The 25,740-nt window shown below is 36.4% G+C and carries 28 protein-coding genes and 1 tRNA gene; 6 read left to right on the top strand and 23 right to left on the bottom strand.

What is annotated here, in order from left to right; translation table 11 throughout:
* The first annotated feature begins 84 nt into the window (after positions 1-84).
* Entirely contained in the window at positions 85-351 is a 267-nt protein-coding gene (locus CRV04_RS05595) for an RNA recognition motif domain-containing protein (protein ID WP_128995841.1), read from the top strand.
* 33 nt (positions 352-384) lie between these two features.
* On the opposite strand, the gene CRV04_RS05590 is transcribed toward CRV04_RS05595, so the two are convergent.
* The 15 genes from CRV04_RS05590 to miaA form a co-directional block, all read right to left on the bottom strand.
* On the bottom strand, positions 385-1,572 hold the full coding sequence (locus tag CRV04_RS05590) for a sensor histidine kinase (RefSeq protein ID WP_128995840.1): 1,188 nt from the start codon (positions 1,570-1,572) through the stop codon (positions 385-387).
* A complete protein-coding gene (locus tag CRV04_RS05585) occupies positions 1,517-2,179 on the bottom strand; it encodes a response regulator transcription factor (RefSeq protein ID WP_128995839.1) in 663 nt (220 codons plus the stop codon). The genes CRV04_RS05590 and CRV04_RS05585 overlap by 56 nt, the downstream gene beginning before the upstream one ends.
* Positions 2,180-2,238: 59 nt before the next feature.
* Positions 2,239-2,736, bottom strand: coding sequence for a hypothetical protein (locus CRV04_RS05580; protein ID WP_128995838.1), 498 nt, complete (start codon positions 2,734-2,736; stop codon positions 2,239-2,241).
* Positions 2,733-4,316 carry a PepSY-associated TM helix domain-containing protein gene (locus CRV04_RS05575; protein WP_128995837.1) on the bottom strand — a complete coding sequence of 528 codons (1,584 nt, stop codon included), beginning with the start codon at positions 4,314-4,316 and terminating at the stop codon, positions 2,733-2,735. Before CRV04_RS05575 ends, CRV04_RS05580 begins: the two co-directional genes overlap by 4 nt.
* 11 nt (positions 4,317-4,327) lie before the next feature.
* Positions 4,328-4,630, bottom strand: a complete 303-nt coding sequence (locus CRV04_RS05570; protein WP_128995836.1) for a hypothetical protein — start codon at positions 4,628-4,630, stop codon at positions 4,328-4,330.
* An 11-nt stretch (positions 4,631-4,641) separates the two neighbouring features.
* Positions 4,642-6,729 (bottom strand): TonB-dependent siderophore receptor, encoded by a 2,088-nt coding sequence (locus CRV04_RS05565; protein WP_128995835.1) that lies wholly within the window; start codon positions 6,727-6,729, stop codon positions 4,642-4,644.
* 100 nt (positions 6,730-6,829) lie between these two features.
* Positions 6,830-7,807, bottom strand: coding sequence for a helix-turn-helix transcriptional regulator (locus CRV04_RS05560; protein ID WP_228126486.1), 978 nt, complete (start codon positions 7,805-7,807; stop codon positions 6,830-6,832).
* Positions 7,808-7,880: 73 nt separating this feature from the next.
* Positions 7,881-9,224, bottom strand: a complete 1,344-nt coding sequence (locus tag CRV04_RS05555) for an MATE family efflux transporter (RefSeq protein ID WP_228126485.1) — start codon at positions 9,222-9,224, stop codon at positions 7,881-7,883.
* 83 nt (positions 9,225-9,307) lie between these two features.
* Positions 9,308-10,570: a homoserine dehydrogenase gene (locus CRV04_RS05550; RefSeq protein WP_128995833.1), complete on the bottom strand. Its 1,263-nt coding sequence runs from the start codon at positions 10,568-10,570 to the stop codon at positions 9,308-9,310.
* Positions 10,571-10,578: 8 nt separating this feature from the next.
* Positions 10,579-11,787: an LL-diaminopimelate aminotransferase gene (locus CRV04_RS05545; RefSeq protein WP_128995832.1), complete on the bottom strand. Its 1,209-nt coding sequence runs from the start codon at positions 11,785-11,787 to the stop codon at positions 10,579-10,581.
* 3 nt (positions 11,788-11,790) lie between these two features.
* A complete protein-coding gene (locus CRV04_RS05540) occupies positions 11,791-12,615 on the bottom strand; it encodes a hypothetical protein (protein ID WP_128995831.1) in 825 nt (274 codons plus the stop codon).
* 2 nt (positions 12,616-12,617) lie between these two features.
* Entirely contained in the window at positions 12,618-13,307 is a 690-nt protein-coding gene (gene rlmB / locus CRV04_RS05535; protein WP_128995830.1) for a 23S rRNA (guanosine(2251)-2'-O)-methyltransferase RlmB, read from the bottom strand.
* Positions 13,304-14,131 (bottom strand): 16S rRNA (cytidine(1402)-2'-O)-methyltransferase, encoded by an 828-nt coding sequence (rsmI, locus tag CRV04_RS05530; RefSeq protein WP_128995829.1) that lies wholly within the window; start codon positions 14,129-14,131, stop codon positions 13,304-13,306. The genes rlmB and rsmI overlap by 4 nt, the downstream gene beginning before the upstream one ends.
* A gap of 8 nt (positions 14,132-14,139) precedes the next feature.
* Positions 14,140-14,343, bottom strand: coding sequence for a 50S ribosomal protein L31 (gene rpmE, locus CRV04_RS05525; RefSeq protein WP_128995828.1), 204 nt, complete (start codon positions 14,341-14,343; stop codon positions 14,140-14,142).
* 96 nt (positions 14,344-14,439) lie between these two features.
* On the bottom strand, positions 14,440-15,318 hold the full coding sequence (gene miaA, locus CRV04_RS05520) for a tRNA (adenosine(37)-N6)-dimethylallyltransferase MiaA (RefSeq protein ID WP_128995827.1): 879 nt from the start codon (positions 15,316-15,318) through the stop codon (positions 14,440-14,442).
* A 74-nt stretch (positions 15,319-15,392) separates the two neighbouring features.
* Between miaA and mqnP the strand changes: the two genes are divergently transcribed.
* Positions 15,393-16,253 (top strand): menaquinone biosynthesis prenyltransferase MqnP, encoded by an 861-nt coding sequence (gene mqnP / locus CRV04_RS05515; RefSeq protein WP_128995826.1) that lies wholly within the window; start codon positions 15,393-15,395, stop codon positions 16,251-16,253.
* 83 nt (positions 16,254-16,336) lie between these two features.
* Positions 16,337-16,413 (top strand) — tRNA-Arg (locus CRV04_RS05510).
* A gap of 55 nt (positions 16,414-16,468) precedes the next feature.
* Here CRV04_RS05510 and CRV04_RS05505 read toward each other — a convergent pair.
* Entirely contained in the window at positions 16,469-16,969 is a 501-nt protein-coding gene (locus tag CRV04_RS05505) for a PAS domain-containing protein (protein ID WP_128995825.1), read from the bottom strand.
* A 131-nt stretch (positions 16,970-17,100) separates the two neighbouring features.
* Between CRV04_RS05505 and CRV04_RS05500 the strand changes: the two genes are divergently transcribed.
* Entirely contained in the window at positions 17,101-17,661 is a 561-nt protein-coding gene (locus tag CRV04_RS05500; protein ID WP_128995824.1) for an LOG family protein, read from the top strand.
* Between the two features lie 50 nt (positions 17,662-17,711).
* On the opposite strand, the gene CRV04_RS05495 is transcribed toward CRV04_RS05500, so the two are convergent.
* The 7 genes from CRV04_RS05495 to CRV04_RS05465 all read right to left on the bottom strand — a co-directional run bounded on the left by CRV04_RS05495 (position 17,712) and on the right by CRV04_RS05465 (position 23,359).
* On the bottom strand, positions 17,712-18,284 hold the full coding sequence (locus tag CRV04_RS05495) for a leucyl/phenylalanyl-tRNA--protein transferase family protein (RefSeq protein WP_228126484.1): 573 nt from the start codon (positions 18,282-18,284) through the stop codon (positions 17,712-17,714).
* Positions 18,285-18,413: 129 nt separating this feature from the next.
* Positions 18,414-19,562 carry a transglycosylase SLT domain-containing protein gene (locus CRV04_RS05490; RefSeq protein WP_128995823.1) on the bottom strand — a complete coding sequence of 383 codons (1,149 nt, stop codon included), beginning with the start codon at positions 19,560-19,562 and terminating at the stop codon, positions 18,414-18,416.
* Between the two features lie 42 nt (positions 19,563-19,604).
* On the bottom strand, positions 19,605-20,192 hold the full coding sequence (locus CRV04_RS05485) for an LPP20 family lipoprotein (protein WP_128995822.1): 588 nt from the start codon (positions 20,190-20,192) through the stop codon (positions 19,605-19,607).
* 68 nt (positions 20,193-20,260) lie between these two features.
* On the bottom strand, positions 20,261-21,430 hold the full coding sequence (gene purT, locus CRV04_RS05480; protein ID WP_128995821.1) for a formate-dependent phosphoribosylglycinamide formyltransferase: 1,170 nt from the start codon (positions 21,428-21,430) through the stop codon (positions 20,261-20,263).
* A 20-nt stretch (positions 21,431-21,450) separates the two neighbouring features.
* Positions 21,451-22,188, bottom strand: a complete 738-nt coding sequence (gene dapF, locus CRV04_RS05475; RefSeq protein WP_128995820.1) for a diaminopimelate epimerase — start codon at positions 22,186-22,188, stop codon at positions 21,451-21,453.
* On the bottom strand, positions 22,185-22,775 hold the full coding sequence (coaE, locus tag CRV04_RS05470) for a dephospho-CoA kinase (protein WP_128995819.1): 591 nt from the start codon (positions 22,773-22,775) through the stop codon (positions 22,185-22,187). Before coaE ends, dapF begins: the two co-directional genes overlap by 4 nt.
* Positions 22,776-22,804: 29 nt before the next feature.
* Positions 22,805-23,359: a spermine/spermidine synthase domain-containing protein gene (locus CRV04_RS05465; protein WP_128995818.1), complete on the bottom strand. Its 555-nt coding sequence runs from the start codon at positions 23,357-23,359 to the stop codon at positions 22,805-22,807.
* Between the two features lie 142 nt (positions 23,360-23,501).
* Between CRV04_RS05465 and purM the strand changes: the two genes are divergently transcribed.
* Positions 23,502-24,497, top strand: a complete 996-nt coding sequence (gene purM / locus CRV04_RS05460; protein WP_128995817.1) for a phosphoribosylformylglycinamidine cyclo-ligase — start codon at positions 23,502-23,504, stop codon at positions 24,495-24,497.
* A 134-nt stretch (positions 24,498-24,631) separates the two neighbouring features.
* Positions 24,632-25,738, top strand: coding sequence for a pyridoxal-phosphate-dependent aminotransferase family protein (locus CRV04_RS05455; protein ID WP_128995816.1), 1,107 nt, complete (start codon positions 24,632-24,634; stop codon positions 25,736-25,738).
* Positions 25,739-25,740 lie beyond the last annotated feature (2 nt).

The raw sequence follows: 25,740 nt of genomic DNA, 5'->3' as shown, positions 1-25,740 counted from the left end.
TATGATATAATAAATCACTAGGCCCACGTAAAAGTAGACTAGAGAATTTTTAGTTCGGTAGAACATGTCAAAGGAAACAGGAAGATGAATATCTATGTAGGTAATCTTTCATATAGAATGAATAACGAAGATTTAGAGGAATTATTCGCTAAATTCGGTGCTGTAAAAAGTTGTAAAATTATCAATGACAGAGACACAGGAAGATCGAAAGGTTTTGCATTTGTTGAGATGGATGTAGATTCTGAAGGTCAATCTGCGATTGATGAATTAAATGGAAAAGAGATTGAGGGAAGAACACTTAAAGTGAACGAAGCTCGACCAAGACCTCCAAGAGAAAGAAGAACATACTAATCAGTATTGCTTTTAGGGGCTGAGTAATCGGCCCTATTTTAAAGTGAGCCTGAACTCACTGCCTTCATTTACTTTTGAATCCACTTCTATTTTTATATTGTACGTATCACATACTGTTTTTACTATACTTAAACCAATTCCAAAACCACCATTTATAGCATCTGCACGATAAAATCGTTGAAATATTTTATCAATATCTTTTTTCTTAATTCCATTACCACTGTCTTTTATGGTTAAAATACCCTTATTTAACGTTACAAAAATTTTTCCAGACATGGGTGTGTATTTAATTGCATTTGAAAGAAGATTATTAAATAAACGAATAAAACTCTCCTTGTCGATGTTGTAAATAAAAGGTTCCGTTTGAACAAACAGATCAATCTGTTTTTTTTGAGCAAAGAGTTTAAAATAGTCTGTTTGTTCTTTAATGATGGTTTCTAAATTCAAAGCTTCAATGTTTTTCCTCTTTTCACTGTTTAAAAACAGATAGGTCAAATCATCATAGATCTCAGAGATGCGCTTGGCACTGATTAAAATACGTTCATGCGATTTTTGAGTCATGGGTTGTTTGTCATTAATAGACATCACAATCGCAGAAATAGGAGTATTCAGTTCATGTGTGGTCTCTTTAATAAAGTTATTGAGTTTGATGCGTTGTTGTACAATGGGTTTAATAAATTGTTTGGTTAAATAAAAACCAAAAACAACCACAAAAATATAGAGCAGTACATACGAGATAATAATCTTGTTTTGAAGCTCACTAAGGGTGTTAAAAAGCACGTTCTCCTCAATGGCAATATAAGAGATGCCCAAATGGCCTCCAACGCTGTTATCAATAAGTATGAGGTTATTTCCATTTTGAGAAAATTTATGATTTAAAATCACTTTTTGGCCAATATAGGTTAAAACAGCATTGCCACTGTTGTCATACAAGCCAAATTTATAACCATTCTCAACAACAAGTTCACTTTTTCGTAAAGGGGTATTTTGCATGTGGGCATAAACAATTTTAGAAGCGAGCTTGGAAGCATAGATTTGCATTTTAGAGATAGTGATATCTCTGTAAAAATCAGCTTTTGTTTGGTAAAAAAGAAAAAATATAATGCCTAAAAGAATAAAAGTTGAACCTAAAAAGAGGGCATAAAAACTTCTGAATGTTCTTTTTTCATTTTGTGTTAAAACGATAACCAACTCCTTTGAGTGTTGTGATATAACCATCATCAAGCAATCGACGAAGATTCTTTATATAGGTACGTATAGTAGCACTGCTTGGATACTCTTCATAACTCCATACATTCACACTGAGTTCATCTATAGAGATGGTTTTATCTTGATTTTTTAAAAAGTACTCTAAAATTTTGGCCTCTTTTTTGGGCAATATGGTTTTCATACCCTCATTATTTAATTCATAATTGTTGGTATCGTAAGTGATATTTAAAGCAATGGTAAATATATGAGTTGAATCAAGGTTAAAAAGTCGTTTGATATTATTAATACGAAGGCTGAGTTCTTGCAGTTCAAACGGTTTTTTGATGTAATCATCACAACCACTCTCAAAACCTTGTTTTAAATCACTACTGCTATTGAGTGAGGTGATAAATATAGCAGGGGTTTTTATGTTGTGTGAACGTAACTCTTTTAAAAATTCAAAACCATTGATATTGGGTACATTTACATCCAAAATTAATAGGTCAAAAGTCTGTTCATAGACCAAAGATTGAGCTTGTGCTCCATCAAAGGTTGAAATAACAGTGTAACCCTCATTGACTAAGAACTCTTCAAGAATTTCATTGAGTATGATATCGTCTTCTAGCAGCAGTATTTTCATACTGCAAGTATACCACAGATTAAAACGATATCACTACACAATAAATACACGAAAAAGGGTCAGTACCCTTTTTTTAATTCACGCATTAAACGATTGGTATTAAAAATGCTGATAACGATGGTTGCAATAAGAAGAGTAAAGGCAATGACAATTGAAATTGTTACTGCAGGACTGTTTGATATTTGCATATTTGCACGATTGGGTGCTTTTTGTTTTTTTGTCTCTTTTTTTTCTTCGACTTTAAATCCTCCAATAGGTTCAATTCCCTCTTTGATGACCGTGTGACCAGGTCCGCCATCTAAAACGACATGATAGGCAACTTTAGGCATAGGAACAATAAGCTCACTGCTGCTTGGAAGACGTTTTTTAAACAAGACTTCTTGATTGTCAAGTGATTCAACGATGACCAATGCACCTTCGGCACTCTCTCCCGTATTAAACATCCCTTGTATGAACAGCGTTCCATCTTCATTGTCATCAAGATTAAGTACCAATGTGTGCGCATAAAGAGTCAAACTCATTATGAATGTACAAAACAAATAAAACAATTTTTTCATTTTTTCTCCTTTTTAGCTTGTAAGGGCCAAAAAACTTTGGCCTCTTTTCGATTGGTTGGCAGTTTTAAAGCCAGCCAAATCAATATAATGCCGGTTAGACAAAGAGTGAAATCTACGGCAAAAATGTGCCCCATGTTATTTGTTAATAGTTCCATGGGATTGAATCCTGAAAAATAGATGTGGCATAGTGCGGCAATAATAAACAAAATTCCCCCACTTAAAAAGAACTCTTTGGCTGCTTGATAGGAGTTGAGTCGGTAAAAAGACCAAAACAGAGTAAAGAGCCAAACATTATAAAAGATTCCTTGTTGCCATACAACACGATCTTGTAGATCAAAAGGAAGCGTCCATTGAAGAACAAAAAGTATTGCTGTTGCTGGAATAACACCCAACATGGTTGCAAGTGACAGTTTCCCCATCCAGTGATAAAACGTGATTTTATCAGCATACTTTTTGGCTTTTTTCTCAAGCCATAACATCACACCAAATCCCAAAGCAATCCCACACAATGCCATCATAAGAGCAATGATAATACGAGAGAAAATATCAATTCCAAATAAAAAGTGTAAGAAAAAAAGTCCCTCTGCAACAAACACAGGCCATACTTTATCCATGACGGTTTGATTGTTGATTACTTCTGCGGTGTGGGCATTTAAAACAACACGGGGTTGATTAAAAATCCCACCATTTAAAAAGGGTTTATAAGGGTTATAACCAATAATTTCAACTTGTGCAGTTGTATCATTCCAATTGCTCAGTTTAATCTGTTTGAAGATTAAATCAGGATTCACCTCTTGTGCTTTTTGTATTAATGTGCTTAAGGGCTTCATTTGTGCTGCTTCATTCTTTTTAGCAATGGGATCGCTTTGTTGAAATAGTACTTTTCCTACAACGCCATCAATGGCTTGGGCTTTACCTTTGGTCAGAATTTTAGACATAGGCCCTGAACTGATTAAGCCCACATTCATCACTGCACCACTGAGTGTGATGAGAAAAAAAGGTAAAAAGAGCCAAGTAAAGACTTTAACATGAATTTTTGAAAAAATGGCTTGTTGATTTTTGCCTTGATTTTTAAATTTAAACAGCATAATCAAAATAAGACCCGTGATGATTAAAACCATCGTACCTACGGCAACAAAACCAAAAGAGAGTCGACCAATCAATGAAAGAGGTGCACCATAGTGCAGTTCATTTAAAAATGCAGCCAAATGAGAGACTCTTTTATCTTCATTATTCAAACGTTCATTGGTATTTGGATTAAAGGCAATGGGTTTTGCAAATCGATGAGTGACAACAACCGCTGGGTCACCTAATCTTCCTGGTAGATTTATCATCAAACCATCTTTAGGAAAATCCGGTTCATTAAGAACTTCTTCAATCATTGTATTATAATCAATATTGGTAATAGGAACCGAAGTAATGTGTCGAGAGGGTTTTTCCCATGTTTGAATATAAGGCAATAATATCGCAAACACACCAAAAAATATTGCCAAATACATTACCAAAGAGAAGGTGATTCCTGCTGCAATATGAATACGAAACAGACGTTGCTTAAAGAGTTGTGATTTAACAGTTGACATCTATAAACCCTTTAAACAAACACGTAAAGTAAAACAGCAAACACCATCAAAGGGACTAAAAAGCGAAGCAGTGTTTGCATCTTTGTAAATGAAAGAGCAATCCACGTAGTAGCAACTGCCCAAGCAAAGGTATTAAACATAATTGAAATAATTGCCGCTTCTTCAATGCGTAAAGGAAGAACAAAGGCTAATAGCGTCATGCCTAAATAGGCAATCAATAGTCCTCCAATAATAGAAAAAAGTACACGAAAGAGACCAATAGTGCGTCCACTGGTCTCTGGCGTACGTAAATATGTGTAAACTTTATTCAGCATATCAAAAACTTTTAAAAAGAGTAACTGATGGATGCTAAAATAGTTCGAGGAGTTCCCACATAGACTCTTGTCCCTGCAGCATTACTTGCCAAAGCACCCTCCACATACTCTTTGTCGGTTAAATTTTGCATACTGATACTTGCACGCCAGTTTCCTTTTTTATACCCCATTGTGGCATTGTAGATGATTTCAGAATCAAATTTAATGTCATTGTTATCATCCGCATAACGTGCGCCTAAATAGCGTACACCACCACCGATGTAGAGATGAGGTAAGTTAAATGATGAGAGATAATAGGTTGTAAAAAGGTTTGCTGTGTGTTTGGGTATATTTCTTAAATCTAAATTGTCCACGTCGACATTCTCTGTATGGGTATAACCATATGATGCTACGATAGACCAGTTTGGTGTAATCTCACCACTCATATCAATTTCAAACCCTTTACTTTTTTGTTTTCCACTGGCAACATAGTCTGTTGTAAGTGGGGTTGAGTCATCTGAAAGAGCAATATTGTTCTTCTCAATTTTAAATACCGCAGCTGTTAACATGAAGCGGTCATCAAAAAGTTTTTGTTTCACTCCCAGTTCAAATCCTTCACCTGTTTCAGGATCAAGCACATTGCCACTGCTGTCACTTACAGTATTAGGTGTGAATGATTCAGAATAGTTAGCATATAAAGAGGTTTGAGGTGTCACTTTATAGATAAATCCCAGTGATGGTGTCCAGTCGTCTGATTTTTGTCCATCTTTGGGTTTGGATTCACTGTATCTCACACCCACATTCATTAGGAAATCATCCGTGAAGTTGATGCTGTCTTGAAAAAACGTTCCCCATGATTTGGTGTAGGTTTTATCCCCTGTCATATCCGTGGCATTGGGATGGTCTGAAAGTGACGTTAAATTCTCATAATTAGGGTGGGAAAGGTTGATATTATATGGATTCATTGGATCGTAAAACATGGTCGTTTTAGTGTAAGCTTTGTTAAAATCTCCACCCACACTGATGCGGTTTCTAAAATCAAAGATATCAAACTCTTTATTGAGTGTGTATTGAAGAGCATGCTCTTGAAACTCTTGCTTTTGATACGCATAAGCACGAGTTACCGTATCAGTAATTTCATTGTATCGTTGTGGCATGTGTACATCTCCATTATGACCTTCATAATCAATGTAACGGTATCGCAAATTGGAATTCCACGATGTAAAATGACTTTCAAAGTCAAAACCTACTATTTTTTGAGTCTTCTCAAACTCCTCATCAGGGTGTGAAATCATATGGTCAACTGGAGCGACTAAGTGCCCTTTTTTATTCACATAAGTACCAAAAGAAGAGGGGGTTGTCTCATCGGTATACTCTGCAACCAAAGTGAGTGTATGGTTCTCATTAAAATCATATGCCAATGATGGTGCAACAAATACACGAGTGGTGTCCGTGTTACTGTTCGTAAAACCTTCATCATACTCTAAAACAGAGTTGAGTCTGAAGTAGAGAGATTGAGCCTCATTTAAGCTGCCACCCACATCTAACTTGGTGGCATAGGATGGATTGTCATTTACATCAAGCTCTATTTTACCTAAGGCTATTTTGGTTGCTTTTTTATTGACTAAATTAACCAAACCACCAGGACTTGATTCCCCATACTGCAGTGAATCTGGACCTTTTAAAATCTCTACAGAAGAGAGATTAAAAAGTTCTGGATGAGCCATCTTATTGGTGACTCTCATCCCATCAAACAAAATGGGTATACTTGAAAACCCACGCATACTGATTTGATTGGTTCGTCCATGGTTATCCCCTTGGTAGGAGGTATTTGAAGACATTTTAATGATGTCTTCAATGTTTTGTGGTTGAGCATCTTCAATGAAATCTTCATTAAATATTTGAATTGATTTGGCACTCTCATCAATATCAATCATTGTTCGATTGAGATTGATCTCTTTGGTATTGAGATAACTTGAATGGCTGTTTCCAATAACCGTCACTGTGTCAAGTTGTTTTGAGTCACTTTTTGTGGTTTTTGATTCGGCAGAAAAAGCAATCGTTGTTGATAATAGAAGCATACACAAAGGTACAGATAATTTATACGTTGGCATATTCATAAAATTCTCCCTAAATTTTTGTGGCAATAGTATCATTTATGATTGTGATTATCAATATTCTATTATCATAATAGGGAAAATAATATGCAAAAAGAGGAAATTACAAAGCATTGTACTCTTTTTTAAAGTGGCTAGGAGAGTGGCCTACATATTGTGTGAAAAGTTTACTGAAGTGTCCTGCATGTTTGTATCCTACATTGGAAGCCACCTCTTGAACGCTTTGATTTTGTTGTAATAACTTCTTAGCTACTTCTAAACGACGTCTTTGAAGCATTTCTAAAATGGTCATGCCATAATAGGCTTTAAAATCTTTTTTTAAATAACACTCATTTATCGCTGATTTATAGGCAATCTCTTTAATAGAGAGATTTTTTGCATACTCATTAAGAATAAGCTCTTTGGCACGCTCCAGTGAGTGAAGACGATTTTTATCATATTTTGTCTGTTCGTTTGAGTGATTCATAAGAAAAGCAGCCCGATTTAATGAGCAGTGTGTTAAATCCATCGTTTTGGATTCTAAAAAGATATTTTTAAGTAGGTCATGAAAACTTTTTTGGTCTTTAAAACTGGCAAGTATCTCTTTTTGTTGTTGGTTGATAAAACCATCTTGTAAAAGGCGGTAACTGAATTTCTTTGCTTTTTGCATGTGTTCATGGACGTTATTTATGCCGTGTCCTAATTGTAAAAAAAGTTCCTCTTTCATACCAATAGTAAGCGTTCTATAACGTATTTTAGGCAGAAAAGTCGCTTCAAGTTGAAAATCATCAGATCCAAGACCCAATAGAAAATGGTTGGATTTCATGATAAATTCGTGTTGATCTTTAAATACATAAGGAATCGCACCTTCTAAATTAAAGATTATCACAGCACCTGGAACATTGCTTGTTTCAGTGAGAATGGTTTTTTCATAGACAAAGAAGTCCCGAATAGAGACGGCAATACCGTTGCCCATATCATACCAAATGGATTCACCTTGACCATACTCTGGTTTGATACTGCCTATAAATATATGACGTGAAAAAGGGTTATTAATCTCTTTTATTTGGGTTAATAAATCAAGATAGTTGACTCTTTTCATCATAAAAACCTTATGTTAATTTAAAAGGTATTTTAACACAAAAAGCCCTCTTTTTTAATAAAGAGTATCAATATTATAATTTAATGAGCAGAGAACGAGTATAATAGTACGCAAAAACAGCCGCAGAATATATCATCAGTGCCACGCCAATCCACAACGCAACAATCTCTAAGTTGAAGTATTTAACGATTAAAAAGGCCACAATAAATTTGGCAATGATTTGTCGATACAGAGCAATGAAAAGAATCATCTTAGGTTTTTTAATGCCTTGCAGGGTTGAGACACAAATAAAGAGCGTTACATAAGCAAAAAAGACCCAAACTTCAATATAGATGTAACCAGTGGCTATCTCAATGACTTTGGCATCATTGGTAAAAATACCAATAATAAAAGTGGCAGTCAGATATAAAAACAAAATGCCAAAAGCAGAGACAGTGAACCCATATTTAAGCGTGGTGACTAAAATCTCTCTCACACGTTCATACTGCTTTGCCCCGTAGTTATTTGCAACGAGTGTTAACGCTGCTGTGCTTAAACCCAAACTTGGCATAAGCATGATTTGCTCCACACGATAACCAATTCCAAAAGCGGCAACTGCTTCTATTCCATAATGAGAGACAAAGTAGGTCATTAAGATGGAACCAATGGCCATGGTGAGCATATTAAGACTGTTGGGTACGCCTTGAATGATGAACGTTTTATAAATATGTAAATGAGGCAGATAGTATCGAATATTTAAAAAATCTAACACCTCCAGTTGACGGACTTTATAGATTAAATAACACATATTCATGATTTGTATGAGTACGGTTGCTAAAGCAATCCCAGCAACGCCCATAGAGGGAATAAATAAAAAACCGTAAATAAAAAGAGGATTGAGTGCTAAATTGGCAAAGAAACCAAAAATCAAGGTATTTCGATAGCTTTTAGTATCGCCATTGGCAATTAAAATGGCATTGAGTGCAAAATTGGCCATAAAAAAGATGGTACCCATTAGAATCACATCCATATAGGCTAAGGCAAGCTCTAAATAGGCCTCTTTTGCCCCTAAGAGCATAAAGAGATTTTTTTCAAAGGTGAAACCAAAGAGCATCAAAATGGCACCTATAAGCATGATAAATAAAATCCCTTTTTGTCCATAGACTTTGGCTAAGAAGTGTTTGTTTGAACCGTTGGCATTTCCAACCAAAGAGGTAATGGCTGAACTGAAACCATATCCAAAACCAACAATAAGAAAAAAAAGCATAAAACAAATAGAGAGAGCCGCAATGGCTTCTGTTGAAATAAGACCTGCATACCACGTGTCAACTACGTTATACATGGTATTAAAAAAAATCCCTGTAATAGAAGGAATGGCAAGTTGTTTTATCAAAGTGGGAATATTTTCTGTGGTGAGATGTTTGTTTCTTTTTTTCAAGTGATCTCTTTTTAGGTATTGTACTGCGATTGCAATGAGTTTGCAATTAAAATATAGAGGAACTTATTACAAAATAGAAGCGATTAAGCTTCTATTCTGATCATCGCTGGTTTAGAACTGACGTAAGAGAGGGTTTCAAGCTCTTCAAGTGCCTCTTTGATGTCTTTTTCCTTACATACATGTGTTGAAAGAAGTAAAATGGCATTGTCATTTTTATCGGGTTTTTGAAGCATCTTTTCAATGGAGATATTTTTATCACTTAATACCGATGCAATTTGCGCTAAAACACCCGGTTTATCCTCTACGGTCAGTCGTAAGTAGTAGTTGGTTTCAATCGAATCAGAGCTTGCTAATGTAAGGTTTTGTTTAAGTGACCTTTCAAATCCAAGCATGGGTGAACCTTTCCCTTTACGTGCAATATCAATGATATTTGCAATTACAGCACTTGCTGTTGCATCGCCACCTGCGCCTGGTCCATAATACATCGTTTCACCCACTTTATCACCAATTACAGAAACACCATTCATCACGCCATCAACTTTTGCAATCATTTCATTGTTTGAAATAAATACGGGATGTACTCGAAGTTGAATTTCAGAACCCACTTTTTTGGCAATGGTTAACAGTTTAATCGTATAGTTAAACTCTTTGGCAAACTCAATGTCATACGAAGAGATATTTTGAATCCCTTCAATTAAAATGTCTTCAGGTTTGGCATCAATGCCATAGGCAATAGAGGCTAAAATAAGCAGTTTATGTGCTGCATCAAATCCACCCACATCAAAAGTGGGATCCGCTTCAGCGTATCCCAACTCTTGTGCCTCTTTTAAAATCTCATCGTAGTTTACATCTTCATTGATCATTTTTGTCAACATATAGTTGCACGTACCGTTCATGATCCCTTTAATGGACTCAATGTGATTGGCACTTAAACCTTCTCTTAACGCATTGACAATTGGGATACCTCCTGCAACTGAAGCCTCATACTCAAACGGTGTATCCCCCGCTAAGTCTTGAAGCTCATATCGGTGATACGCTAAAAGTGCTTTGTTTGCAGTAACCACGGGAATTTGTTTGGCTAACGCTTTTTTTACAACTTCATACGGTTTTTCAATGCCACCCATGAGTTCCACGATTAAATCAATGGAATCATCGTTTAAAACTGCGTCAATATCGTCTGTTAATTCGATATTGACGTTTCGTTTTTTATTTAAGTTATTGACAACACCAATTGCAGGTACAATTTCACATCCAGCTCGAGCAGTGATAATCTCTTTATTCTCTTGTAAAATATTGATTACGCTCGAACCGACTGTCCCTACACCTAAAATTGCTATTTTTAACATCACTTATCCTATAAAGTTTTTAAATATTTTTTAATATTTTTTGCTGCTTGCCGGATTCTTTTTTCATTCTCAATCAATGCGATTCGAACATAGCCTTCACCGTATGTACCAAATCCAATTCCCGGACTTACAGCAACTTTTGCTTCTCTTAGAAGTTGTTTTGAAAACTCCATACTACCAAGATGTTGCGCTTTTTCAGGGATTTTTGCCCAAATAAACATAGAGGCATTGGGTACATCCATTTCCCAACCTGCATCTTTAAATGCTTCAACCATGATATCTCTTCGGTAGTTGTATTTTGCGATGTGTTGTTCTACACACTCTTGTGGACCATCCAGTGCGATGGTTGCAGCCACTTGAATGGGTGTGAACATCCCATAATCAAGCCAAGATTTGATTCGTTTTAATGCACCTACAAGTTTCTCATTTCCTACGATAAATCCAACACGCCATCCTGCCATGTTGTATGATTTACTTAACGTAAATGACTCAACTGCCACATCCAATGCACCCTCTGCTTGAAAAATAGATGGGGTTTTGTAGCCATCAAAAGTGATGTCTGCATAAGCAATGTCCGAGATAATATAGAATCGCTCTTTTTTGGCTAAATCAACCAATCGTTGGTAAAACTCTGGTCGAACCGTTGCACACGATGGATTGTGTGGAAAGTTAACCAGTACATACTTCACTTTTGGAATGGATTCTTTGAGTGTTTTATTCAATCGTTCAAAGAAAAGCTTTTCATCCACTCTAAAATCTCGTCCAAAGGGCAATTCAAAGTTGTGAATGGCTGCACCACTTAGCATAAATGCATATGAGTGAATAGGGTACGTTGGGTCTGGAACAACGGCAACATCACCTACATTTACAATCGCTTGTACTAAGTGAACATACCCCTCTTTACTTCCCATAGTAGCCACAGCGTGCTTATCTGGGTCTAAATAGTCCACTCCATATTTTCTTTTGTACCAGTTACAAATCGCCACTCTGAGTTTATAAATACCTGCACTTGCACTGTACCCGTGGTTTTTTGGTTTGTCTGCTGTCTCTTTTAATTTGTCAATAATGTGTTGAGGTGCCGGACCATCTGGATTTCCCATAGAAAAGTCAATGATATCTTCCCCGGCGCGTCTTGCTTCCATTTTGATATTATTGACTTCTGCAAACACATAGTTTGGAAGTCGTTTCATACGTTCAAATTCAATTTCTGGAAACACGTTTTACTCCTTAATGATTACGCTTAGTCCACGTTTGATGTTTACTAACGTGTATAAGTCGTTTATTTTGATATATTTGGTTTGATCTGGAATGCGTAAAGAGATACGTTTGAAGATCTTATCCTCTTTGACAATATTTAAGATGTTCAAATGCTCATCATAAAAAACAATATGTGGGTACCAGTAATTCAGTGCTGTACTCATCACTTTGATGACTTTACCACCCTTGATTGAGATAAAATAAGGACGTAAAGGTTTTTGTAATTTTACTATCTCATTTGAGTCTATAAAAATTGATTCTGAAATATTAGCAAAATTTGTATCAATTTTGTATATCCATGTATCATTTTCTTCTCTTTTTATTTCAATTATGCGTGACTCTTTTTTTAAAAGCTCTGAAATAAAGAGTTGAGGGTCAATCATAAATTCTGTTTTTAATTTAATGACCCACTTTAAGCTGCCATCGCCATCATACGATGAATGTTTTGTAAAATAGTAGTAGTATCCTAATGACTTGAGTGTTTCATTTAGAATTTTGAGCGACTTCACAGGGTCTGTAGAGGTATAAAACTCCACTAAAATCTCTTTAGGTTCTGCTAATTGCAGGTTTAAGAGCCCATTTTGTTTTAACTCTTTGATGATGTTTAAATAGTTCAGCTTTTCACCGCTTAAGGTGTATTTGCTTGGATTTTGCGAAAAAAGAAATTGTATGAGGTTTTTATGTTCTTTGTAGTTTTGCTCACCGATAAGGTTTTCAATTTTATCAAACAGTACACTTGCTTGAAGTGTCAAGCTTAAAAAAAGGGCAGTGAAAATCAATTTAAACATTGTTATCCTTTCAGATTGTACATTAAAATAGCCGCAGCGACAGAGACATTGAGTGAGTCGAAGTCGTTGTGCATTTTGATTGAAACCTTTAAGTCAAGTTTTTTTCGTATCTTACCGCTTAAGCCTTCACCTTCGCTTCCTAAAAACAGAGCAACTTTATCTTCTTGGGTGATTTTTCCATATTTCTTTAAATCTGTACCATCCATGGTTGCACCAATAAGCGCATAACCACTCTGTTTAAGCTCATTGGCCAAATCTAAAGAGTTGGGATACAGAGCAAATGGCATGTCCAACATGGCTCCCGCACTGGTACGAATGATTCCAGAGTTATTGAGTGTTTTAACTCCTGAAGCTATCACTCCATCAATACCCAGTGAGTATGCTGATCGTGTAATGGCTCCGATATTTCCTACATCGGTTAATCCATCTAACACCACAATAAAGTTTTTCTGTTTCAGTTCATCCATGGTTTGATACTCAAACTCTTTGAGTCGTAAGAAAAAGCCTTGGTGATTACCACCATGTGCCAATGATTGAGCCTTTTTGTTATCAAGCTTGATGATTTTTTTCCCAAGTTTTAAAAACTTAGCAAATACTTTTTTATCAATCTCTTTTGAAAAAAGAACCTCTTCAATGAGTTCGGGATGTTTTTGTAGTATGTATAGAACTACTTGTTTACCATATATTATCATGACTGGATTCTATCTAAAAGTTCTTGATAAATCTCTTTGACTGCACGTCCTGTCATCTTAGCAAGCAGTTTGGCTTTTTGTTTGGGTGGAAGTGAAAGCTCTTCAATGTCTGAAACCGTGAGTATTTCACCTTTTGAAACAGTTACAGGTTTTATGATGACAACCCATTCTCCTTTGATGTTTTCACTTTTAAACTGCTTGAAAAGTTCACCGGCAGTTTGTTTATAAACGGTTTGATATTTTTTAGTGAGCTCTTTGGCTAAAAAGATGGTTCTATTTTCATCATAGGCAGCTAACTCTTCTAAGAGTTTCAGAAGTCGATGAGGGGATTCATATAAAATAGGGGTAATTTGACTTTGCATCACTTCTAAAAAGTGCGATTGCCGCTCTTTGCCTTTGTGAGGCAAAAATCCAAAAAAGGTAAATGTCGTAGCATCAAAGCCGCTCATGGCAAACGCAGTTAACACAGCATTCGCACCAGGAATGACATCATAGGGTATACCATTTTGAATACACCATTGTACCAAAGTGGCACCTGGATCACTGATGCAAGGCATCCCAGCATCGCTTACGTAGACAATATTTTTTTCTTTAAAAGTGGTTACATCAAAAGTAGCCAGTTGTTTCTTTTCATTATGATGATGAAATGATTCAAATTGATTGCAAGGAAAAGTTAAATTATATTTTTCACTGAATAGTTGTAGAAGTTTTTTAGTAACGCGAGTATCTTCGCATAAAAAAAGTTCCGCACTCTCCAGGGCTTTCAGTGCTCTTGATGAGATATCATCAAGGTTGCCTATGGGAGTGGGAACTAAAGTAAGCACAAATCTGCTTATTTGTTCATGTTATACTTAGCTTTAAATTTCTCTACTCGACCAGCAGCATCAACGATTTTTTGCTCTCCAGTAAAGAAAGGGTGGCAAGCAGAACAAATGTCAATTCTCATTGTTTCAACGTTTGACTTTGTTACGAACTCATTACCACAAGCACAAGATACAGTACACTCTTTGTAATCTGGGTGAATATCTTTTCTCACGTTTTTTCCTTCTTTTATTCGTTTCTAACAAAAGGTCAAGTCTCTGTGTTGCCCTTTATTAAAAATCTTTTAGGTTACGATTTTTTGGAATACGGATTATATCGAAAAAAACTTAAGTATGTCTGAATTTAAGCTTTCTAAAACATTCTTGGTTTGCAGGTTGTTAAATTGTGAGCGATTAAAGGTGCGTTGCCGTTTTGCAAGTTGGGCTGTGTTGGTCGCAATCTTCTCTTCAAGTTGTGCTTTTGAGAGTTTTCCATCAAGGTATTGCAAGGTTTCAATGATACCAATAGAACTCATGCAGTTAGGTTCTCGTGTATATTTTTGTTCTAGGAAAATGACTTCATCAATCAAACCCTCATTTAACATCTGTTTGGTTCGAAGCGCTATTCGTTGTCGTAACTCTTCAGGTTCCCACATGATTTCAAAGATAGGCAAGTTGGGTGCAAACGGTTTTTTAGGGTTTTTTAGAAAATACTCTGTGGGTGAGAGTTTGGTTTGCCGATAAATATTATAGGTCTTTTCAATTCGGTATTTATCATTAGATTTAATCTTTTGCATATAAACAGGGTCAAGCTTCACAAGCAGTTCATACGCCTCTTGAATCGAAATATCCATGGGTTCATGCGTACTGATACCCAATGATATACCATCAATCAGTGTTTTTAAATAAAACCCCGTTCCTCCCACAATGACTAAGTTATGGTCATACTCTTTGGCATACATCTTGGCTTTTTTATAACAAGCAATAAACTCCAACACATCAAAGGTTTGATTGGGAAAAACTTCATCAATCCCAAAGTGAACGATACCTGCTCGCTCTTGTTTGGTGGGTTTTGCTGAAGCAATATCAATCTCTTTATAAACAGACAATGAGTCCAGTGATAAAATAACAGAGTTGGTTTTTAAAGCAATATCAATTGCTAAAGATGTTTTGCCAGATGCCGTAGGGCCAATGATTGCGATTTCTTTCATAAGGGTATTTTAGCCAAAAAACAATGTGGAACATATAAAAGAAAATATCTATAAACATTTTGATACAATGGCGCATGGAAAAATTTAAGCAACTACTCAATGATTTTAATGAACTCGTGATGTTCAAACATTCAATATTTTCACTGCCATTTATTTTTATTGCAATGATTGTGGCAGCCAATGGCTGGTTTGGTTTTAAACTCTTAATCTTAGGTGTGCTCGCAGCACTCACTGCTCGTAACTTTGCCATGGGGTTTAACCGATTTTTAGACCGAGATATTGATGCTTTGAATCCTCGAACGATAAATCGTCCCAATGTGGATGGGCGTATTTCGCCGGTACAGATGTTTCTGTTTACGTTTGCCAATGCGTTGGGATTTATTTTAGTTGCTTATTTTGTCAATGATTTGGCACTGTATTTAGCGGTACCTATTTTAATTGTTATTGGAAGCTATTCATATTTTAAACGTTTTTCATATTTAGCACACCTTATTTTAGGACTCTCTTTAGGATTGGCTCCCATTGCTGGAGTGGTTGCTGTGAGTGAAACAATAACATTTTGGTCAGTGTTATTGAGTATTGGGGTAATGTTTTGGGTGGCAGGATTTGACTTGTTGTACTCTTTACAAGACATTGAAGTGGATAAAAAATTGGGATTGCACTCTATTCCTTCAACCTTTGGTGTTGAAAGAACCATGCGCATTTCACAAATCTTTCATGCCCTGACCGTACTTTTTTGGTTACTGTTTGCTTTTGTGTCAGAGAGTGGTTTTTTTGTATATATTGCCGTGGTGGTGAGTGCTGTGATGTTAAGTGTGGAACACTATATTGTGAATAAAGACTTCTCAAAAATAGATCGAGCCTTCTTTACGATTAATGGTTATTTGGGCATTGTCTTTTTTGTATTGGTCGTATGCGATCAAATTTTTGCCTAAAAAACAAAATTTTTACACGCTAATGTAAAAATTTTAGGAAATTTTTAGAATTTATTCAGTAATATTTCACCTACTTAAAAAATGCGTCTGTGGCTCAACTGGATAGAGCACTGGGTTTCGGCCCCGGGGGTTGAGGGTTCGAATCCTTCCAGGCGTACCATTAAGAAGCTCGATATAAAGGTTAGTTTATAGCTTTTATGTCGAGCTTTTTTTATTTAAAAAAGATTTCCTTCTACACTCATTAAACCACCTAAAATATCATGTAACTCTTTTTTATGGGTGATGTCAATACGAATGGATTTATATCCTTCAATATTACCATTTGCATCCAAAAGTGGAAAAACAATACTGTCCACCCAATAGTGTCCGCCATTTTTTTTGCGGTTTTTTACTTCTCCCCGCCAAATTTGTTTGTTTTTGATGGTTTCCCAAAGCTCTTTAAAGGTCTCTTTGGGCATGTCTTCATGACGAACAATATTATGAGGTTGTCCTATGAGTTCTTCTCTTGTGTAACCAGAAATCTCAATAAATGGTTCACTGGCATAAGTAATGATACCATCAAGGTTGGTTTCTGAAGTGATGGTGTATTTATTAAAGAGTTCATTCATCGCATCTACTTTCGTACACTCTTGAAGCAGTTTTTCATTTTTTCGTTTCTGCTCTTCTAACGCTTTTTTAAGCTGTTCTATCTCTTCTTTTTCATTTGCGCAATCCATTATAAAGCCTCTTTTTAAATATCTTATTTTATTATAGCATGTTTCAATACAGATGATAAAACTCTTGATTTAATACATCTCAAAACAAGTTGAAATATGCTATATTGCTCACATCACTACAGGAGGTTTAAATGAATATTGCTATTTATTGTGGTTCATCTTTAGGAGATCATGAAAATTTTTCAAATGCCACAAAACAACTGGCCAACGAGATTGCTCAACGTTCAATGAGCATCGTTTATGGCGGTTCATCACAAGGTCTTATGGGCATTATTTCAAATGAAGCCCTACGTTTAGGTGTGAGTGTAACTGGGGTGATACCTTACAGTTTGATTGAAAAAGAGATTGAAAACAGAGCCATCACACATACCCATCGTGTACAAAGCATGAGTGAACGAAAAAATAAGATGGAAGAACTTGCAGATGCTTTTATCGCTTTGCCAGGAGGATACGGTACTTTTGATGAGATTTTTGAAGTGTTAAGTGAACTACAACTGGGAAAACACAACAAACCGTGTGCTTTTTATAATATCAATGGCTATTACGATAAACTCATGGAGTTTTTATATGCATGCGTGGATAACGGTTTTATGAAAAAACGTTTTGTGGATATGATTATTGTCAGTGAGAATCCCAAAATATTAATTGATGGTCTTCAAGCATTTCAACCTATAAAAAGCAAATGGGAGTAACCACTCCTATTTGTTTCATTTCCAATAACTCTTTTATTGTGCCTTTATGTTTAAATAATTGCCTTAAACCAACGTTTTAAAAAAGCCTCTCTTTGATACACTTTTGCCCCTAAATCGATCTTATATGACATACAGGCATGTCCTAAATTCCATAAATCAAAATCGTGTTGTTCTAAATAGTGTGCAAGCATCACCAATTGCAATTTCCCACAGTTGTTGTATTGGGCTTCTTTTTTAAAAAAACCGGTCAAACTGGTATACGTTTTTCCGATACAATAGCCCAACTCCCCGGCAATGAGTTGATTGCTTTTTTTCTCAATCAGTTCAAAAGAACACAGTTCAAAGTCGCGTGAAGGTGTTTTAAAAAGGGTTTTTAATATTTGTGTGTATTGAGGCAGAAGCCATGAGTCTTTGTGGTAACCATTTATTTGCTGTATGACCTCTTCAAAACGCTCATTTTTGACAAGAGTAAAGGTGTGTTTATCAAGTAAACTTTGCACCTTTTTTGAGACGTGTAACTCCTTAAAATCAAGCAAAGCATACTCAAACTGCATTTCAGGGAGCAGCACCTCTTTGTTCTGTGAGTCAACTGCAGCCGTACAAACAAAACCTGCACGTGCCAATTCTACATAAAAAGAAGCAGAACAGTCATAAGCAACGTAGTAATTCTCATACTTATTTGGGTAGATAAACTCATGAAGTATGGCTTTATCGTGCAGTGCTTTTTCATCAATTAAATAGATGTCAACTCCTTACAGTTGCTCTTCATTGAGCAGTTTTAAGTAGACATATCGTCGCTCATTGACTCTTTGCAGATATTTACGTGTCTCATTATAAGGCAGGTTTCTCATAAGGTGTTTATACACCTCTTGAGCACTCATTTGATTGATTTTCTTACTTGCTTCTTTGATATTGATCGTACCAATAAAACTGCGTGCCACATTTCCTGCACCCGTGTTATATGCTGCAATAGAGCAGTAAAGCCTGCTGGTCTCATCTTTGATGTGTCGAAGATAGTTAAAATAGAGCATGTGCAAATAGGTGGAACCTATTTTAATGTTATTGCTGGGATCATATAAATACGTAGAGCTGAGTATCTTTTTCTCTTTATATAAAAAGTTATAGACATCCAGACCTGCACTTTTAGGCACAATTTGCATTAAACCATACGCAGGTATATGAGAACGCGCCATGGGATTAAAGGAGCTCTCAGAGTGAATAACCGCAAAAATCAGCTCTTCGTTGACGCTGTTTTTTTGTGCATACTCTTTTACATCATGGGTATAAAGGCGTGCTTTTTTAAGTAAAGCGGTACTTGGAAGTTTTAAATTAGCAGTATAGATGGTGTTCTCTTTATAGATTTTTTTAACTAAAGGCTCTTTTTTGATTACTTCCACATACGCTTCTTGCTCTTTTTTCTCAATGACATCTGCCACGATTTTTTGTTTGGTTTTTATTGTAGGAGTCAAAACAGTTTTTGGCAGTTTTGCTTGAACTTTTTGTTCCAATTGGTCATTGCTATAAGCACGTTGTACATCATCTTTTAATAAATCATTGAAACTCTCAACAAGTTTTTCACGAGCCTCTTGTTCATTGTTGGCAATGACTTCAAGTTTGATGGTCTTATTTTGAAAATCAACGCTCTTTTTAGTTGCATAATTTTTATCATACTGTACCCATTTGTGTGCGGTGGAGAGCTCTGCTTGGGGCCATTGTTGTAAGATATCGTTTTTATACTCTTTTAAACCCTCTTCATAGGCTTTTTTATAAGTTTCAAAATCAGTTGTTTGCGTCTGTTTATAACGTTCAAACGAGCTTTTTTGTTGTTGTATAAATTGTTGAAAATCATTGGATTGTAAAAATATCAGAGGCAGAAGTAAAAGGAAGTACGATTTTTTCATAGTGGACACCTATGAGAAAAGCAGTCCAAAGACTGCTTTAATTTATTGATTGAGTTTTTCTAACTCAGTTGCAAGTTCACCTTGCGCTTTTTCGGCAAGAAATTTTTGATATAAAGCATTGTCGTTTTTAAACGAGGTTTTGATTTTATTCTCAGCTGAATCAATCACAGCAGTTGTATCAATCGCCATTAGAACATATAAGTTTCCTGTTCTGCTGATCCATGTATCTTTTACAACCGTACCTTTAAGTGTCTCAGAGGCTACTTGTTTAGAGACACTCTCAGTTGCTTTATCAAAAGTAGCATCTGCACCTGAACCCGTTGATGCCTTAAACGATTTGAACATGTTTCCTACTTTTGTAGAGATTTGACGAGCCAAGTTATCTCGTGCATCTGCCATCGCTTCTGCTCTTTGGAAGCTTTTATCATTAGCAGCATTATTTGGTGCACTTCCTACTTCTGCAATGAACCCACTGACTTGAGGTACCATCACCCATTTGGGTGCACCTTGAAATTCTGGGTCAACATAGGTCATATCTTCTTGGATGGTTTCTGTTTTAGAAGAACAACCTGTAAATAAAATCGAAGCTGCTACCATTGCTGCAGATGCAGTCAGTAAAACTTTTTTCATCAAAAACTCCTCGTATTCATTAAATGTCACACATTATATGACAAATAAAGTTAATCTATCTTTAGTATTTATTTATCACTGATATTTTTAATAATGGCTTTTGCTTTCTCTAAAGCAGCCTCACTGCTTTGTTTATCAAACGTTAAAGCCACAGCCATTCTTCGTCCCACATGACTTTGTGGTTTTCCAAATACTCGCACATACGACTCTTTTGTAAAAGCAGCATCTTCTACACATACCACTGGATTAAAGGTGTCCTCTTTTGCTTTATATGCAGCACTTGCTCCCGCACCATAATCAAAGAAGTCTAAAGGCAATCCAAGTACGGCTCGAACATGCAGTGCAAACTCACTTTGAGATTGTGTCATCATGGTAACCATTCCAGTGTCGTGTGGTCGTGGACTTACTTCACTGAAGAATACTTCATCCCCTTGAACAAACATTTCAACACCAAAAATACCTCGACCACCTAAACCATCAGTAACAGTCTTTGCAATATCTTGTGCTTTTTTCTTTGCACTTTCACTCATATTCATTGGTTGCCATGAGAAGATATAGTCACCATCTTGTTGGATGTGACCAATGGGTTCACAAAATACGGTTTGTTTTTCGTTTCTTACAGTTAACATCGTGATTTCATAATCAAACTTGATGAACTCTTCAACGATTAACTCGCTTGCATCGCCACGTGCCTCTTTTGCCATCTCCCAAGAAAAAGGTAAATCTTCCGCTTTTTTAGCCACACTTTGACCATGACCAGAAGAGCTCATCACAGGTTTAATCACACAAGGGAATCCCATGTTTGCTGCTGCTTTTTCTAAGCCTTCAAACGTAGAAACAAACTCATATCGTCCCGTTTTTACCTTTAACTCTTCAGCTGCAAACTGTCGAATGTTTTTTCGGTTCATTGTTTTGTTCACGGCATCCGCATTTGGAATGACATGAAAGCCTTCGTTTTCAGCTTCAAAAAGTGCTTCAATATTAATCGCTTCTACTTCAGGCAGGATGTAATCTGGTTTCTCTCTTCGAATCACATCTAAAATCTCATTTTTGTTTTTCATATTAATTGTGTAGGCTCTGTTGGCAACCAATTGAGCTGGTGCATTGTTGTAGCTGTCTACGGCGATGGTTTCTATACCCAAACGTTGAGCTTCGATGATCACTTCTTTTCCTAACTCTCCGCTTCCTAGAAGCATGATTTTAATTGAATCAGATTTTAACGGTGCGCTAAATTCCATTGTTTCCCTTTGTTGTAATTTTATAGTGTTGTTGTGAACAGATTCTTAACCGCCCCTTTAAATAAAAGGGTCTCTCCATCTTTTGTGAGTGTCAACTCTTCTTGGCTTTTTGGATAGACTTTGGCGACAGATTCAACCAAGTTTAATTGTAAAGCTCTTAAAAAGCATGCCACCATTCCTGTACCGCATGCCAGCGTCTCGTCTTCTACGCCACGCTCATAGGTTCGTACATAGACTTTTCCGTTTTCTACTTTGGCGTAGTTCACGTTGGCATTGTGTTTCTCTCTCATTCTTCGTGAAAGCATTTTGTCGTATACATTTAAATCTTCTACGAGGGTGACCAAGTGTGGAACGCCCGTATCAATAAGATACCACGTTAAGCCTTCTTCTTCAAAAGGCTCTTTAATCACTTTTGGTTTTGTCATTTGTGTCTCAACAATATTTCCATTGATTTGGCATGAGATGGCTCCAGCCCCTGTTAAAAAAGTCAGGTTTTCACTGGCCAATCCATTCGTAACTGCATAGTGCGCACACGCTCGTGTACCATTTCCACACATTGAAGCGGTGCTTCCATCGCTGTTGTAAAAGAGCCATTCAAAATCATATGTTGTATTGGGAACAAGTACAATCAATCCATCTGCTCCAATACCTTCAGTACGGTTACAAAGACGGATAGCCTCTTGTGAATAATCTTGGTTTTTAAATGTATGGAAAATCACAAAGTCATTTCCACTGGCACTGTATTTGGTATAGGTCATACCAACTCTCCTTTTATTCGTTCAACTTCATCTTGCAGATGCACCAATGAGCTTGAATTGTCAATGACCAAATCGGCCAACTCTTTTTTCTTTTCGATGTCCATTTGGTTACTGATTTTAAGTAAAGCTTCCTCTTGTGAGATGTTATCTCGTTTCATCAGTCGCTTTACTTGTAAATCTTTAGGGGTATAAACCACCACACTTTTAGGAATAGGGTAATGCATCTTTTCAAAAAACAGAGGAATATCTACAAAGTAAGGTTTCCCCGCTTTTTCAAAAACAACCGCCTCTTTTTCAATCTCTTCTTTAATCAAAGGGTGAATAAAGGCTTCCAGCTTGAGTTTCTCTTCTTCATTGGAGAAGATGATTTTTCCTAACTCTTTTCGTAATACTTTTCCATTTTCAACATACTGCTCTCCAAACATTGAAGCAATGGTAGAACTGTGTTGATCCAGCAATTTATGGGCAATTTTATCGGCATCGATGGTTAAAAAACCGTGCAGTTTCAGGAGGCTGCATACGGTGCTTTTTCCCGTAGCAATTCCTCCTGTGAGTGCAATTGCGTGTTTAAATGTTTCGTTATTCATACGCAATTATACTACAGTTAAGATATAAATTATCTTTTTGCAATTCCCGTAAGTTTTCTGTGGATAAATGCAGGGAAGACAAATGAAGCGTGGTGTACTTCAGTTGAGTAGTAGTTCACGTCTGTTAACAAATCAGATTTTTGTAAAATAATATCTGCTGTTGGGTGATATTTTTTTGAAGCAAGTACCGCTGTATCGTGACCAAATCTGTATGGCATTGCAATCCAGAAGTGCTCAGCTACAAGTTGAATGTCTGCTTTTAATTTTGCTTCGTCTTTGTGAAAACTGGTTGTTTTAAATGCAATCAGACCATCGTCTTTTAAAATTCTTTGAATATTTGCTAATAGTGTGGCATCCATTTCATCTGAAGCGATGATAATGACATCAATATTTTTTTCATCTTTTGAAGTAATGATTGACGCATCCCCAAACTCTGGTTGAACGGTGTGTTTTGAAATCTCTTTTTTGAACTCTTCATCTACGTTCCCTACAATCAACACGTTTTGTGGGTCAGCATGCGTACACAGTGGAACATGTACCATCATTTCATTAAAATCGAAATTTTTATTTTCAATGCTTGACATCTTAAGCGTCCTTATATTTTATAAATTTTTCGTTATAATACCGAAAAAATTTTAAAGTAGATAAAAATATTCAAGTAGGATAAAAATTTATAAGTAAATTTAATCTGCGTATGAATATTTGCAACACAATAAAAGGTAAGAGATGGCAACAGTAAGCTATAAAGACGCGGGCGTAGATATTGATGCAGGAAATCAGTTTGTAGAGAACATTAAACCTCACGTAAAATCAACGATGATACCAGGCGTACTTGGTGGAATTGGTTCATTTGCAGGTGCATTTGAACTGCCAAAAGGGTACAAAGAACCTGTTATTTTATCAGGAACAGACGGAGTAGGAACAAAGCTTAAATTGGCCATTGATTCAAAAAAATATGACACCGTTGGGATTGACTTAGTGGCAATGTGTACCAACGACTTGTTATGTAACTTTGGAGAGCCACTGTTCTTCTTAGACTACTATGCAACAGCGAAATTGGAAGTGGATGAAGCAACCGATGTGGTAAAAGGAATTGCCCAAGGTTGTATTCAAAGTGAGTGCGCACTTGTTGGGGGAGAAACTGCAGAGATGCCAGGAATGTACAAAGAGGGTGATTTTGACTTAGCAGGTTTTTGTGTAGGAATTGCAGAAAAATCAGAGCTGAACAGAATTGAAAGAATTGCTGCTGGTGATCAACTCATTGCCTTACCAAGTTCAGGAATTCACTCAAATGGATTCAGTTTGGTACGAAAACTTCTTTTAGAGAAATTGGGAATGTCTTTAGAAGATGATTTCCAAGGTAAACCTTTAAAAGATGTGTTACTGGAACCAACACGAATCTATGTAAAAGAGTTCAAAGCCAACAAAGAGAACATCAACGCTTTAGCACACATCACTGGTGGAGGTATTACTGAGAATTTACCACGAGTTTTACCGGATGATTTAAAAGCAGTGATTAAGCGAGATGCCATCCGAGTATTACCAATTTTTGAGTTCATGGGACAACACGTTGAACTTGAAGAGATGTATCGAACATTTAACATGGGAGTAGGGATGATTTTAGTCGTCAATCCTTCAAATGTAGATGCAGTTTTAGCCAACACAGATGGGTATGTGATTGGTGAAATTGCAACAGGTACAAAAGGTGTAGAATACATCTAAAAACAGAGGCGTCTTGGCCTCTGTTCTCTTTCTTCTTTTTTCTAAATTTTCTTTTCAATTTTTACTTAACCTTTTCATAATCTACATTTAGATAAAATATCCCGTTTTACTAAAATAGAATAAGGAAAAAATATATGTTATTAACTCCAGGACCAACGCCTGTACCAGAATTTGTACGAACAGCTATGGCGGATATAACTATACACCACAGAACTCCTGAATTTGAAGATATTTTTGCACAAACTAGAGAGTTACTTTTAGAGATTTTTGATATGCCAGAAGCAGTCATGTTGGCTTCAAGTGGAACAGGGGCAATGGAAGCATGTGTTACGAACCTTTGTCATAAAAAAGCACTGACGATAAACTCTGGAAAATTTGGTGAGCGATTTGGAAAAATTGCCCAAGCATTTAACATTGATTTTACGGAAATTAAAAACGAGTGGAATACACCAGTGAGTGTTGAAGCTGTTGTTGAAGCCGTTAAAAATGACAGTGATATTGATGCGATTTTTATTCAGCTTTGCGAAAGTGCTGGAGGATTACGACACCCAGTTGAGCAAATTGCAGCTGAGGTTAAGAAAATCAACCCAAGCATCTCAATCATTGCAGATGGGATTACTGCTATTGGGGTTGAGAAAATTGACACCACAAACTTAGATGCAGTCATTACTGGAAGTCAAAAAGCATTGATGCTTCCTCCCGGTTTAGCAATGATTGGTTTAAGCAACGCTGCGGTTGAAAAGATCAATAAAAAACCTGCAGGGTATTACTTGAACCTTGCAAGTGAGATTAAAAAACAACGAGAAAATACTACGGCCTATACAGCAACAACAACGTTGATTATTGGTCTTAAAGCAATTTTAAAACACATCAAAGAGAATGGTGGGTTTGATGCCCTTTATGCAAAAACAGCACAAAGAGCGCAAGCAACCAGAGAGGCTTTAAAAGCAATTGGTATGGATATCTATCCAACAGTACCAGCAGATGCAATGACCACTGTGTACACAGAAGCGTCAAACGACATTCGAAAGCTTTTAAAAACAAAGTACAACGTGAACATCGCGGGTGGTCAAGACCACTTAAAAGGGAAGATTTTTAGAATCAACCACATGGGATTGGTGGAAGATTATGAGGCTTCATGGGCAGTGAATGCCGTGGAACTTGTACTTGATGAATTGAACATTCGACCATTTGATGGTACAGCAAACAAAGTATTTGCACAAACAATGTTCAAAGGATAAGA

It is taken from the genome of Candidatus Marinarcus aquaticus (genome assembly GCF_004116335.1).
Classification (GTDB): Bacteria; Campylobacterota; Campylobacteria; order Campylobacterales; family Arcobacteraceae; genus Marinarcus; species Marinarcus aquaticus.
The sequence above is the reverse complement of the archived record's forward strand: the minus strand, read 5'-3'. Positions and strand labels throughout refer to the sequence as shown.

Bases quoted from the DNA above. Each gene is read 5' to 3' on its own strand.
- CRV04_RS05595 (WP_128995841.1), top strand. From the start codon at position 85: ATGAATATCTATGTAGGTAATCTTTCATATAGAATGAATAACGAAGAT.
- CRV04_RS05590 (WP_128995840.1), bottom strand. From the start codon at position 1,572: ATGATGGTTATATCACAACACTCAAAGGAGTTGGTTATCGTTTTAACA.
- CRV04_RS05585 (WP_128995839.1), bottom strand. From the start codon at position 2,179: ATGAAAATACTGCTGCTAGAAGACGATATCATACTCAATGAAATTCTT.
- CRV04_RS05580 (WP_128995838.1), bottom strand. From the start codon at position 2,736: ATGAAAAAATTGTTTTATTTGTTTTGTACATTCATAATGAGTTTGACT.
- CRV04_RS05575 (WP_128995837.1), bottom strand. From the start codon at position 4,316: ATGTCAACTGTTAAATCACAACTCTTTAAGCAACGTCTGTTTCGTATT.
- CRV04_RS05570 (WP_128995836.1), bottom strand. From the start codon at position 4,630: ATGCTGAATAAAGTTTACACATATTTACGTACGCCAGAGACCAGTGGA.
- CRV04_RS05565 (WP_128995835.1), bottom strand. From the start codon at position 6,729: ATGAATATGCCAACGTATAAATTATCTGTACCTTTGTGTATGCTTCTA.
- CRV04_RS05560 (WP_228126486.1), bottom strand. From the start codon at position 7,807: ATGAAAAGAGTCAACTATCTTGATTTATTAACCCAAATAAAAGAGATT.
- CRV04_RS05550 (WP_128995833.1), bottom strand. From the start codon at position 10,570: ATGTTAAAAATAGCAATTTTAGGTGTAGGGACAGTCGGTTCGAGCGTA.
- CRV04_RS05540 (WP_128995831.1), bottom strand. From the start codon at position 12,615: ATGTTTAAATTGATTTTCACTGCCCTTTTTTTAAGCTTGACACTTCAA.
- rlmB (WP_128995830.1), bottom strand. From the start codon at position 13,307: ATGATAATATATGGTAAACAAGTAGTTCTATACATACTACAAAAACAT.
- miaA (WP_128995827.1), bottom strand. From the start codon at position 15,318: ATGAAAGAAATCGCAATCATTGGCCCTACGGCATCTGGCAAAACATCT.
- mqnP (WP_128995826.1), top strand. From the start codon at position 15,393: ATGGAAAAATTTAAGCAACTACTCAATGATTTTAATGAACTCGTGATG.
- CRV04_RS05505 (WP_128995825.1), bottom strand. From the start codon at position 16,969: ATGGATTGCGCAAATGAAAAAGAAGAGATAGAACAGCTTAAAAAAGCG.
- CRV04_RS05500 (WP_128995824.1), top strand. From the start codon at position 17,101: ATGAATATTGCTATTTATTGTGGTTCATCTTTAGGAGATCATGAAAAT.
- CRV04_RS05490 (WP_128995823.1), bottom strand. From the start codon at position 19,562: ATGAAAAAATCGTACTTCCTTTTACTTCTGCCTCTGATATTTTTACAA.
- CRV04_RS05485 (WP_128995822.1), bottom strand. From the start codon at position 20,192: ATGAAAAAAGTTTTACTGACTGCATCTGCAGCAATGGTAGCAGCTTCG.
- purT (WP_128995821.1), bottom strand. From the start codon at position 21,430: ATGGAATTTAGCGCACCGTTAAAATCTGATTCAATTAAAATCATGCTT.
- dapF (WP_128995820.1), bottom strand. From the start codon at position 22,188: ATGACCTATACCAAATACAGTGCCAGTGGAAATGACTTTGTGATTTTC.
- coaE (WP_128995819.1), bottom strand. From the start codon at position 22,775: ATGAATAACGAAACATTTAAACACGCAATTGCACTCACAGGAGGAATT.
- CRV04_RS05465 (WP_128995818.1), bottom strand. From the start codon at position 23,359: ATGTCAAGCATTGAAAATAAAAATTTCGATTTTAATGAAATGATGGTA.
- purM (WP_128995817.1), top strand. From the start codon at position 23,502: ATGGCAACAGTAAGCTATAAAGACGCGGGCGTAGATATTGATGCAGGA.
- CRV04_RS05455 (WP_128995816.1), top strand. From the start codon at position 24,632: ATGTTATTAACTCCAGGACCAACGCCTGTACCAGAATTTGTACGAACA.